The organism is Mesotoga sp. HF07.pep.5.2.highcov, from assembly GCF_003666285.1.
GTDB lineage: Bacteria > Thermotogota > Thermotogae > Petrotogales > Kosmotogaceae > Mesotoga > Mesotoga prima.
In genome coordinates this window covers 24,820-36,497 of record NZ_JFHJ01000669.1, presented here as the reverse complement: position 1 = coordinate 36,497, position 11,678 = coordinate 24,820, and the positions used below count along the sequence as shown (strand labels likewise).

Below are 11,678 nucleotides of genomic sequence, written 5' to 3'. Positions count from 1 at the left end.
AAGAGATCCTTCGATAAGGCTCATTATCTTTCCGAAAGAATAAACAGAACAGATCATGTAAGCCTTGTCTTCACAGGGCCCTTTTTCAACGAGTTTGTGGCTCGCTTTGATTGTGATCTGAAAGAGTTTAACAAAGAGTTATTGAAGGATAAGATATTGGGCCCACTTGAACTTGAGAGGTTCAACGAAAAACTGAAGGATTGTGGTTTGATTTGTACAACTGAAGCAAACCTTAACGAAGAAGTGGAGTTCTTTGCAGGTAGGTTGGAGGCGATAGGATGACAATATTCGAACTGTCAAAAGAAGGAAGAAAGAGTTTCTTTCTTCCAAAGGAAGAATCTTATGGTTACGTGCCTTCGGAATTACTGCCTGAAGAATCGGTTCGGAAGAATGAGCCGTTGCTTCCCCAACTGAGCGAACTTCAATTAATCAGACACTACACGGGACTCTCGAAGAAGAATCACTCTGTTGACAGCGGCTTTTATCCACTTGGTTCATGCACCATGAAATACAACCCAAGAGTGAACGAGAAGATCGCAAATCTTGACGGGTTCAGTCAGATACATCCATATCAGTCTGAGGATACGGTTCAGGGTGCTTTGGAAGTCATGTACAACTTGCAGAACTCCCTTTGCGAGATAACCGGCATGGACAGCTTTACCCTGCAACCGGCTGCCGGGGCTCATGGTGAGCTGGTTGGAATGCTGCTGATGAAAAAATACTTCGAACTTAAGGGTGAGGATAATAGAAGAAAGGTAATTGTTCCAGACTCTGCTCATGGAACCAATCCCGCATCCGCAGTTATGGCGGGTTTTGAAGTCATAGAGGTCCCTTCAGGAAGAAATGGTAGAGTCGATTTGAAAAGCCTTGAGGAAATCCTGGACGAAAGTATCGCAGGAATAATGCTGACAAATCCCAATACGTTAGGGCTCTTTGAAAACGAGATTTGCGAGATTCAGGAACTGGCACATAGTAAGGGTGCTCTGCTGTATTACGACGGCGCGAATCTCAATGCCATTATGGGCCACGCAAGACCTGGTGACATGGGATTTGACATAGTGCATCTGAACCTCCACAAGACTTTCTCCACACCTCATGGTATGGGTGGCCCCGGAAGCGGCCCGGTTGGCGTTAAGAGTTTTCTGGCGGATCTTCTTCCGGTTCCCGTAGTTCGTTTTAATGGCAGAAGATTCTCGCTGGATTATGATTTGCCTAACTCCATAGGTAAGGTGAGGAGTTTCTATGGAAACTTTGGAGTCTTCTTGAAGGCATATGCTTACATTCTCACTTTAGGCGGAGACGGACTAAAGAGAGCAAGTGAGATGGCGGTGCTGAATGCAAATTACCTTCGGGCAAGATTGACGAAGCTGATACCTACTGCTTATGCAGGGATCTGTATGCATGAGTTCGTTTTGAAAGGAAGTAAACTCGTCTCGGATTATGGAGTAAAAACCCTAGACGTCGCTAAGAGGCTCTTAGACTACGGGATTCACCCGCCTACTATTTATTTCCCGCTAATAGTCGAAGAAGCACTTATGATCGAACCAACTGAAACGGAGAGCAAAGAATCACTAGACATCTTCGCTGACACGTTCGAGAAGATCTTGAACGAGGCAAAGAAGGATCCTGAGATACTGAGAGCTGCCCCTAAGTTTACTGCCGTGGGCAGACTTGATGAAGCAACGGCTTCAAGAAAGCCAAAGACAAAGTGGAGCAAAGACAGTTGATATTGAAACTTGAAAAATGCTGTGATATCATAGTTTCAGTAGAGCAGGCGTAGCTTCAATCGGTCGAGCGCCGCCTTGGTAAGGCGGAGGTTGTGAGTTCAAATCTCATCGCCTGCTCCATTTTATAACCGGATGATCATCCGGTTATTTCTTTTGTTGGCCACGAAAGTACTAATTTTGAATCTTCTCCCAATCTATGCTAGAATGAAAATGTAACTTTCTTTTCGTAGCATAACCATCCAGTTCCCTTTGCAAGGCTTTGAACGGCATTGTTAGCAAAACGACTGTAACCTCCGGTTGAACATCAAAGTTTAGCTTATTCAGAATGGATTTTGCGAGTTGTTTCCTTTTTGGGTGGATGTATAGGTAACTGGTTTCATCGGTGCGTTCTGTTCAGGGGTGAAGTCTGTGTTTGATTTCTATTCAAAGCCACGAATTATCCTGGTTGGAAGAAGCCAAAAGGATGCAAGAAGGCTAATTGAAGCTTTCGATGAACGCTTCGATGTCAGATACGTTGAAGAAGTATCTGACGAATACAGTCGCTTTTCTGATGCAATGGTCTTCGATTATGTCGGAGAAGACATAATCAGGAATCTTCGTTCAGGTTCCATTCCTTATCTGTGTCTCATTGGTAGCGAGAAGGCTATTGTGAAGTACTCTCTCGAACCTGGAGAGTATCTTCTCAAGGGGCCCGGTTATCTTCACTATCTCCCCGAGATAGTCTATTCGATGTTGGAAAAGCATCGTCTTCAAAAAACTCTTGATTTCGAACGAGAGAAGTACATGGGTCTGGTGAATAGCATGGGCTGCGGAATGCTGATCCTTAGAAAAAGAGACGGAAACGTGATCTTTTGCAATCAGGTCGCGCAGAGCCTTCTGGGATACACGGAGGAAGAAATCGAAAAGATGCGATTGCAGGATCTTGTTTACGACGAACCCTTTGCTTTGGAGACTATTCTGGGGATTGAGCATTTCGACACTGATCGAGAAATCGTTATGCTAACAAAAACCGGTGGAAAGACTTATGTAATTTTCAACACTTCTGAAATGCTTTACGGCGCAGAGAGTGTTGTTCAGCTGACCTTCATGGATGTCTCAAAACAGAAGAGAGACAGAGAAGAACTGATATTCCAGTGGCGTTTTCTTGACAATGCAGAGGAAATTGCAATAGCCATCGATGAGAAGGGAAGGATTGTATATCTGAACAAATTCGCTGCAGAAATCCATGGATATGATCTTGAAGAAATGCTGGGAGATAATCTTGCCTCATATTTGGTGCAGAGTGAGGGAGAGGCAGAATCCATGCAGTTCTCGATGATGAAGTCCGGCAAGTGGAAGGGAAGACAACTTCACAGACGAAGAGACGGAACTGAATTCATAGTTGAAGCGAAGCGAAGCATGTTGAGGGTTGACGATAATGTCTATGAACTCGTTATTGGAATAGACGTTACCGAGAACATTGAGCTTCAGAGGCGCAATAATCTTCATTCCCTGCTTCTAAACGGGACTGGTGATCTGGCGATCGCAACCGATATGAAGAATCGACTGATTTACTTGAATGAAGCTGCCGAGAAATACTTTGAAACCAGACTGGAAGATGAAGAAAATAAAGCTCTGGAGGACATTAGTTCAGAACCTCTAAGGAACTTCCTTAAGATTGCCGCTTCAAAGCCATCAGAGCCCCTTGAAAACAAGATCAGATTTCCAGTCAGGCAGGAATCAAATGCCGTCATTGAATTCACGGGGGAGATTGTACGCGATCACGATGAAGAAGTAGGCACTATCTTTATTGGCAGAAAGGTTACTTAGTCTCTTTCATTCCTCCATAACTGACTGCCTAGCGCAAGTGACAATCAGTTTCTCGGCGCTTAAGATGGCGACTGTCTCTCGAGGAATCGAGATCTTGAAGCTTTCTTACTTGAGTTATCACACAGACAATTCCTATCACATTACCAAATAAGGTAAAATACCAAAATTGCTGAAGACTACCTAGAATCCCTTGATGTTTGTTCTGTTTAAAACAGTGGTTCAGTAGTGATTGGTAATTGGCATTCTCCAGTCTTTTCCGAAAGCTCTCTTGGACACTTTTATTCCGGGAGGACACTGTTTGCGTTTGTACTCGCTCCTTCTCAAAAGTTTGAGCGAGTGCTCCACAGTATCCCTTTCAAAACCCTCCAGCACAATCTCTTCCGCCGACTGACCCTCTTCAATGTGAAGCCTGAGGATTTCGTCAAGAATCTCATATGGGGGAAGAGAGTCCTGATCTTTTTGACCTTCTCTCAACTCTGCTGACGGAGCTTTGGAAAACACATTTCGAGGTATCATATCTCTCTTCGCGAGTTCATTTATTCGCTCTGCGATTCTATATACCTGGGTCTTGTACAGATCCTTGAGGACGGCAAATCCCCCCGCCATATCCCCGTAAAGAGTAGCATAACCTGTTGCCATCTCACTCTTGTTGCCGGTAATAAGAACCAGCCATCCAAACTTGTTAGAGAGAGCCATCAGTATCATCCCTCGAATTCTTGCCTGCAGATTCTCTTCAGTAATATCTTCAGATGTCCCCGTAAACACTGGTTCTAGAGTGCTCAGTGTCGTACACATGATATCGTCTATCGGTATTTCCAAACCCTCTATTTGGAGATTATTCACAAGTTCCAGTGCATCTCTCTTTGATTCGCCGGAAGTTATCCTCGAGGGCATCATTACACCCTTAACATTGTCGTTACCGATTGCCCTAACAGCTAGTGCTGCTACTAGCGAGGAATCCATTCCCCCACTTAAGCCAAGAACTACCTTCTTGAAGCCGTTCTTTTTCACGTAATCTCTTATACCGATTTCCAGGGCCGCTATCAGCTCATCGTACTTGCAGAGTTCTTGACAGGAGCTATCAGGGTTTACCGATGGACTCTGTCGATGAGATGGCGTTATTGAGACCTCTTCGAGGCTTACCTGCATAGAATAGTCTTTCCTCTTTCCTTCGAAAAGGTTGTATCTAGTCGAAACATCGGTGTCTATATCGAGCAGAATCATATCTTCTTCAAAAGCCTTTCCTAGAAGCAATCTTCCATCCGGCATCGCTACGCAGCTTCTGCCGTCAAAGACTAGATCATCTTGACCACCCACCAGGTTAACGTATACTATGATGCTGGAGTACTCCATCGCCCTTGTAAGCAACAGAGCGGACCTTGTCTTGCTCTTCATCCCGGAAAAGGGAGAAGCTGAAAGATTGAGTATGAGATTTGCGCCTCCAATAGCCTGTTCGTTTATCGGGCCGGAAGGAACCCAGAGATCCTCACAGATATTTATCCCGATATTCGCTTCCCCGTATCTTACTAGTAAAGGGTGGCTTCCCGGAGAGAAGTATCTCCTTTCATCGAATACCGAATAGTTTGGCAGGCTCATCTTTCTATAGACGGCTCTAATCTCGCCCGAATGAATCACGGCAGCAGCATTGTAGATTTCGTTGGAGAAATCTACAAACCCAAGAACGATCATTGTTTTGCTTCCTTCTGTGTAGTTGGCGATTTCCTTAAGCGCAGCCAAATTCTCTCTGAGAAAGCCTGTGTTTAATAATAGGTCTTCAGGTGGGTAGCCCGTAATTGTCAGTTCGGGGAACAAAAGTATTTCCGAATCACTTGCGGTCGCCTGATCAATTGCCTCTATGATTTTATTCTTGTTGCCGTTTATATCTCCAACAGTCGTATTTATCTGAGCCAGCGCCGTTCTGACAATCATCTTGAGACCCCCCTTATATACTCGAAATGATTCACAAATTCCTTTGCAAGTTCTCTCGAGTCGATTATAGCAACTACCTCTCGATTTTTCCCCCAGCCGCTCAGAGACGCATTCGCCGAACCAGTAATCACAGTTTCTCCGTCAACGACAAATGTCTTGTCGTGAATTGTGACAGCACCGCCTTCATCTACTTCCATTCCAGAAGTTAGATATTCCCGCAAAGGAGAATCCTCGTTCCAGCTGTCTACTATTCCAGTAACCCTCACTCCAATGGAAGCGCAAAATTTCAAAGCTGCTAAGATTTCCGGGTCGGTAAAGGCAAACATAGCGAAACATATCTCCCTTCTAGCTCCCATAAGCTCCTTTATTACTCTTTTCCTTGCCTCCTGTGAAGGGCACAAGTAGAAATCAATGTTTCCAATATTAACTTCGTCCAAAGAGACCCCAGTTTCAATCGCTTCAAAGTATCGTAGAAACAACTCAGCTACCGATGGAGATTCGAAAACCAAAAAGCTATTCGAATCTTCTCTTAGGCTTCCTTCAGTGAAGTTGCCCGTTCCGAAGACAATCACTTGTCTGTCAACGACAAGAAATTTCGAGTGGACTAGAGCCGCTGCAGTATCGCTCCTGATTTCAAACTCCGGTGATTTTGCGAAGGCTCTATCCACAGTCGAATCATCGATCATCACCTCAATTCTTACTCCCCTTCTTTCAAGGTGATTGAGACATTTAATTATCTCGGTTTCATCAAGAGAGTAAGATACCAAGATAACTTCTTCTTGCGCATCCTCAAGAACGTTCAGTATTCTTTGCACCGCTCTCCCATCATCAGTGAAAAACACAGAGGGGACTGCAACTAGTGCGGCTTCAATTAACACCAAGACAAAAACGAGGAGTCTCTTCATCCACATCACCAAAATTGAAAAAGCGGAGAACTCACGTTCCCCGCCTGGTGGAGACGAAGGGATTCGAACCCTCGGCCTATACAATGCCATTGTATCGCGCTCCCAACTGCGCTACGTCCCCACTCTAAAAAAATTATACTCTACCAGGTTTCACTTTTCAAGAGGTAGACAACGATCAAGCATGACTTCTGTTCTCTGATCTCTTAAGCCACTCGATAACGATAGGGCTGGAGATGTACAGAGAGGAATATGTTCCAACGACAACACCGACCAGCATTCCGAACGCAAATGGTCTCAAAACCTCTCCCGAGAATATGAAGAGAGTGAGAACAGCCAGAAAAGTGGTCAAAGAAGTGTTTATCGATCTAACTATTACATCATTGATACTTGTATTTACCACTGTTTCTATCGTCTTTCCCCTCATCTTCTTGGTATTCTCCCTAATTCTGTCATAAACGACGATCGTGTCATTGAGAGAGTATCCAACCAAAGTAAGGAGTGACGCAACTACCGGTGCATTGAACTCAATTCCGAAGATACTGTAGAATCCCAGTACTATAATCACATCGTGAATAAGCGTTAGTATAGCTCCTACTCCAAAAGAGAACTTGAATCTAATCGTTATGTATAGAAGAAGAAGCGCCATGGACACTGTTACGGCAATCCAAGCATATCCCCTTATCTCCTGGGCAGCATATCCCGAAATTGTACTCACAGAAAGTATATTGTCATTTGTAACATCTTTCACTTCTAGTCCGGCCAGCATCTTTGCTGTTATGGATTCTTCACTCTCTGAAGTATTGACGATAATCGAGAATCTACTCCTCTGTTCGGAAGAACCTTCTTCGGTAAGCGGTCTTTGTTTTATGATTCTTGCAGCCGCAAAATCGGGGTCCTCTGCGCTCAGGAGCTCTCTCATCTCAGCCACAGTCATATCGACATCCTGGACGGAAACGCTTATTTCGATTCCGCCGGTGAAGTCAACTCCAAAATTGAATCCTTTTGTGAAAATGAAGATAACAGAGACGACAATCAGCACAAGGGAAAGAGCAATGAAATACTTCCTTTTTCCGACGAAGTCTGCTTTGAAGGTCATCTTGCATCTCTCCCTTCCGTTTCAACTTCAACGTAGCGATGGGGTTTGAGACTTCCCGCCATTCCCGTAAGTACGGTTCTTGACACCACTATATTTGTGAACATTGCGCCTACAACGCCTATTATAAGTGTGACTGCGAATCCCTTAACCGTACCCGTTCCAAAATAGAAGAGAACGAGACCGGCGAGTATTGTAGTGAGGTTGGCGTCGAAAATCGTCCACACAACCTTAGAAAAGGCCGAATCTATTGAGTTCTCCGGCGTCTTTCCCAACCTCAATTCTTCTTTTATTCTCTCGAAGATCAGAACATTTCCATCGACTGTCATTCCTATTGTCAGAACTATACCAGCTATACCAGGCAGTGTGAGAATTGAACCGGTAAGAGATATCATTCCAAAGAGAAGCACCGCATTATACAGCAAGGCGATGTCTGCCACAATACCCATCTTCTTGTAGAAGACAACCATGTAGATCATTATTATAACGATACCTGCTACTCCGGCCCAAAGGCTTGAATTTATGATATCTCTGCCGAGCGTGGGCGACAAAACTCTCTTGTTGAACGATGCGAGATCGACGGGAAGATTTCCACTTCCGACAAGAATGGAAACTTCCTTCGCTTCTTCGATTGAATTCAAACCCTCAATTACGGCATTTCCATCGGAAATCTGAGACTGAACTAGAGGTGCGATGATTACCCTATCGTCCAGGACAATTGCGAGCCTCTTCTTCATATCGGTATCGGCATATGTGGACTTCACTGAAGTAATGTCCCTAAAAGTCTTCGCACCTTCGGAACTGAACTTCAGAGAAACCATGAATCTTCCTTGCCCGGGTCTGGCTGATTGTTCACCAAAGGCTTAGCATCTGTAACCACGCTTCCGTCAAGCTCTGCATAGCTAGACCCTATGCTGACTTTGGGACTGATGAAATACCATGTGTTGTTCTGTACTCCTCCGACGTATTCTCCGTAGTGAAGTTCCTTGACCCAGTAAGGTTCGGCTCCTTGAAGCTTTCTCCTGCTTATCTCCAGCGACATTCCTGCTGGGATAGAAGGCGTAGAAACCGAAGTTTCAATCGCGAGAACATCAGCAAAATAGAGCCTCCCGGTCTTTCCCACTAGACTCTCGGCTCTAGATACATCTGTTATTCCAGGAATTTGAACTCTCACTCTCACAGGTGGAATATCTTCCCCAAACGAAATTCCCGTGGTAACCTTTTCTACTGTTGCTTCAGTGAATCCGGCAGCATCCAGTCTTGCCCTCAAAACTTCAATGACTCTGTCTGCAAGTGCATTCATCTCTTGATCAGAGACATCGGTAAGCATCTGGTACTCAAGAAGAGCTCCACCCTTTATATCAAGCCCTAACTTGATGTTCGCAGCCAATTTATCTATGAAGCTGCTTCCGGCTGGTGCACTACCGTGAGGTATAAGTAGTGGCAATAATGCCGCAACAAACACCACAACGGTAACGATCAAGCGTTTTTGGTTTGCTCTCATACGGACTTTGCCCGAAAGACTCGGACAGACACCCCCTTCCAATATCTACAAATGTACCTGAAACTATTACTGTTTGACATTCACATCGGGTTCTACTTCTTCTTTGTCATTCTCGCCTTTATTAACTACGACGCGATTGCCTTTCTTGTAACATCAAGTTCTGTTCCGGTGCCGGTCCTGATCCTTAGGCTGTCAGGTTTTATCATTGTAATCTTTCCGATGATTCCGCCGGCCGTAACTATTCTATCGCCAACCTTGAGCTTCTCCATCATCTGCTTGAACTGCTTATCCCTCTTTCTTTGAGGCATAATTATGAGGAAATAGAAGAAAGCAACCATAAGAACTAGCCATATGATTATTCCTGAGAAGCCCCCGCTGGTTGCTGCCCCCGGATCTGTCGAAGGAGCTGCCACATCTCCTGCCGGGGCATATGCAATGAAACTAAGGACTGAAAACATTTACATACCTCCTGTCATGGTTAGAGCACCTGTATGATTTTACCAGAATAGACTACCCAATTCAACTAACAAACCTTTTTTGCAGTTCTGACGCTACTAATACGAAAAGCCTTACATGATATAATTCCGTTGACATACGAGAGAAAGGGAGGAAGATCATGAATAGCCTGCTGAAAGATGCTGAAAACCGAATGAAGAAGAGCGTAGAAAAAATCGTGGAAGAGTACGCCCAAATGCGTACGGGCAGACCTTCCCCTGCCCTTCTTGAGTCTGTAAAGGTCGACTATTACGGAGTGCCTACACCGATTAACCAGATAGCCACAATCACAACTACCGAAGACCGTTCTTTAGTCATTAAGCCCTGGGATAGAAGCGTCCTCAGCCAAGTTGAAAAAGCAATCTTTGCCTCTAAACTTGACTTGACTCCCATAAACGACGGGGTCAATATCAAGTTGAACTTTCCTGTACCGACGACGGAACAGAGAGAAAAGTGGGTGAAGATCGCAAGAGATAATGCGGAGAAGGGAAAGATAGCTATTAGAAATATCCGAAGAGACGTTATAAAGGAAGCTAGAGAACTTGAAAAGGCATCAGAGATGACTGAGGACGATCTTAAGAAATTCGAGGAGGAAATTCAGGAGCTTACAAATCGATATATTGAAGAGATGGACAAGGCCTTTGAAAAGAAGAGTAAGGAGATCATGGACTTTTAATGGCCTTTCCCGTTCATGTAGCCTTTATAATGGATGGAAATGGCCGATGGGCCAAGAAAAGGGGACTTGAGAGAATTGAAGGACACAGAAAGGGTGCTGAAGTAGCGGACGCCGCCTCTCACTGGTGTGCAGATCTTGGAATAAGATACGTAACACTTTACGCGTTTTCCACGGAGAACTGGAGGCGTCCAAAGGAAGAAGTCGAATTTCTATTTGAACTGATGCTCCTTTACATAAGCAGCAAAGTCGGCAGTATGCTGGAAGAGGGCGTTAGAATGCGATTCATGGGGAGGCTGAACGAGCTTCCTCCTGAACTCGGGGACTTCGTCTTTCAGATCGAGAACAAGACTTCGATGGGTAAGAAACTTGATGTTATCGTAGCCCTTAATTATGGTGGAAGGGCAGAGATTGTTGACGCGGTAAACGAGATTCTTAAGATCGGAAAGGAACAAATATCGGAAGAAGACATAGCCATGAATCTTTATCTTCCAGATGTTCCCGAACCCGATCTGATCATTCGAACCTCTGGAGAAGAAAGACTCAGCAACTTTTTGACGTGGCAATCGGTATACAGTGAGCTGTTTTTCACTGGAACTCTGTGGCCTGATTTCACGAAAGAGGAATTCCATAGAGCAGTGGACGATTACTCAAAAAGGAAAAGAAGGTTTGGTGCATTGGACTGATGAAGAAAATCTCGGAGACAGGTATCAGGATAGTGACCGCTGCCGTTGTGGCTCCTTTTGTCATTCTATGTTTCGTTAACTATTATTCATTCATTGGATTGGTCTCTGCCGTGGTGCTTTTTTCAAACTATGAATACCTAAAGTTCAGTTTAAAAGAGCGGAACCATCAGTCAGTCAGAATTGCTCTGTCCGGGGTAATACCTGCGATAATCGTTGCTTACGGAATACTTCTCGATAGATTTGCCAGAGTTGAATCTGCAGCTCCTAGACCGGAGTTGATTTTTGCAGTGGGTGTGATTTCTATTACTTCGATAGTCATAACTACAGTCGCCGATGTAAGGAGTGCCAAAGAGATAATAGCTAATTCCGTATTCTCCCTTATATACATTGGCTTCGATCTTGCATTCTTTTATCACATCTATCTCGGGTTCGGTTCATCTATGGCGTTGATGTCATTAACATCTGTGTGGCTATTCGACACCGGGGCTTACTTTTTAGGAAAGAAATTTGGTCACATCAGGATCTCTCCGAGTTACAGCCCCAAAAAGAGTCTCGAGGGAGTAATTGGTGGATACGTGACTTCTCTTCTTTTTATGCTTCTGTTCGTCTCTTTGAGCAAACTAACAGGACTTTACAACGGTCCCGACCTGGGAATACTTCAGTTCATGGTATTGGCAGTTGTGGTAGCCGTATTTGGTACAATTGGTGACATTGCCGAATCATCTTTCAAAAGATATCACGGTGTTAAGGATTCTGGCAGTTTGCTGCCTGGACATGGTGGTATGCTTGATCGTATAGACGGTGTTCTTTTCGTAACACCCATGTTTTATATTTTCCTTACTCTTTTGACTTGAGGA

Annotated in this window: 11 protein-coding genes, 2 tRNA genes and 1 pseudogene; 7 read left to right on the top strand and 7 right to left on the bottom strand. The window is 44.4% G+C overall.

What is annotated here, in order from left to right; translation table 11 throughout:
* The 4 genes and pseudogenes from BG32_RS14370 to BG32_RS14355 all read left to right on the top strand — a co-directional run.
* Window positions 1-282: pseudogene (locus tag BG32_RS14370) on the top strand (glycine dehydrogenase); the annotation flags it as partial.
* Window positions 279-1,727, top strand: coding sequence for an aminomethyl-transferring glycine dehydrogenase subunit GcvPB (gcvPB, locus tag BG32_RS14365; protein ID WP_121527025.1), 1,449 nt, complete (start codon window positions 279-281; stop codon window positions 1,725-1,727). The pseudogene BG32_RS14370 and the gene gcvPB, both read left to right, overlap by 4 nt.
* A 43-nt stretch (window positions 1,728-1,770) precedes the next feature.
* Window positions 1,771-1,847 (top strand) — tRNA-Thr (locus tag BG32_RS14360).
* Between the two features lie 288 nt (window positions 1,848-2,135).
* A complete protein-coding gene (locus BG32_RS14355) occupies window positions 2,136-3,536 on the top strand; it encodes a PAS domain-containing protein (RefSeq protein ID WP_121527024.1) in 1,401 nt (466 codons plus the stop codon).
* A 219-nt stretch (window positions 3,537-3,755) separates the two neighbouring features.
* On the opposite strand, the gene BG32_RS14350 is transcribed toward BG32_RS14355, so the two are convergent.
* The 7 genes from BG32_RS14350 to yajC all read right to left on the bottom strand — a co-directional run bounded on the left by BG32_RS14350 (window position 3,756) and on the right by yajC (window position 9,425).
* Window positions 3,756-5,465, bottom strand: a complete 1,710-nt coding sequence (locus BG32_RS14350) for an NAD+ synthase (protein WP_121527023.1) — start codon at window positions 5,463-5,465, stop codon at window positions 3,756-3,758.
* A complete protein-coding gene (locus BG32_RS14345; RefSeq protein ID WP_236609154.1) occupies window positions 5,462-6,370 on the bottom strand; it encodes a phosphatidylserine/phosphatidylglycerophosphate/cardiolipin synthase family protein in 909 nt (302 codons plus the stop codon). The genes BG32_RS14350 and BG32_RS14345 overlap by 4 nt, the downstream gene beginning before the upstream one ends.
* 45 nt (window positions 6,371-6,415) lie before the next feature.
* Window positions 6,416-6,491 (bottom strand) — tRNA-Ala (locus BG32_RS14340).
* Between the two features lie 54 nt (window positions 6,492-6,545).
* Complete coding sequence (secF, locus tag BG32_RS14335; protein WP_121527022.1) at window positions 6,546-7,466, bottom strand: protein translocase subunit SecF; 921 nt, start codon at window positions 7,464-7,466, stop codon at window positions 6,546-6,548.
* Entirely contained in the window at window positions 7,463-8,284 is an 822-nt protein-coding gene (gene secD, locus BG32_RS16885) for a protein translocase subunit SecD (RefSeq protein WP_259459778.1), read from the bottom strand. Before secD ends, secF begins: the two co-directional genes overlap by 4 nt.
* Complete coding sequence (locus tag BG32_RS16880) at window positions 8,272-8,967, bottom strand: hypothetical protein (protein ID WP_259459777.1); 696 nt, start codon at window positions 8,965-8,967, stop codon at window positions 8,272-8,274. Before BG32_RS16880 ends, secD begins: the two co-directional genes overlap by 13 nt.
* Before the next feature lie 125 nt (window positions 8,968-9,092).
* On the bottom strand, window positions 9,093-9,425 hold the full coding sequence (yajC, locus tag BG32_RS14325) for a preprotein translocase subunit YajC (RefSeq protein ID WP_259459776.1): 333 nt from the start codon (window positions 9,423-9,425) through the stop codon (window positions 9,093-9,095).
* Window positions 9,426-9,580: 155 nt separating this feature from the next.
* Here yajC and frr point away from each other — a divergent pair, with 155 nt between their 5' ends.
* From frr to BG32_RS14310, 3 genes are read left to right on the top strand one after another with little or no spacing between them, the layout of a single operon-like run.
* Complete coding sequence (gene frr / locus BG32_RS14320) at window positions 9,581-10,138, top strand: ribosome recycling factor (protein WP_041928234.1); 558 nt, start codon at window positions 9,581-9,583, stop codon at window positions 10,136-10,138.
* Window positions 10,138-10,821 carry a polyprenyl diphosphate synthase gene (gene uppS, locus BG32_RS14315; RefSeq protein WP_014731596.1) on the top strand — a complete coding sequence of 228 codons (684 nt, stop codon included), beginning with the start codon at window positions 10,138-10,140 and terminating at the stop codon, window positions 10,819-10,821. Before frr ends, uppS begins: the two co-directional genes overlap by 1 nt.
* Entirely contained in the window at window positions 10,821-11,675 is an 855-nt protein-coding gene (locus BG32_RS14310) for a phosphatidate cytidylyltransferase (protein ID WP_006487688.1), read from the top strand. Before uppS ends, BG32_RS14310 begins: the two co-directional genes overlap by 1 nt.
* Window positions 11,676-11,678 lie beyond the last annotated feature (3 nt).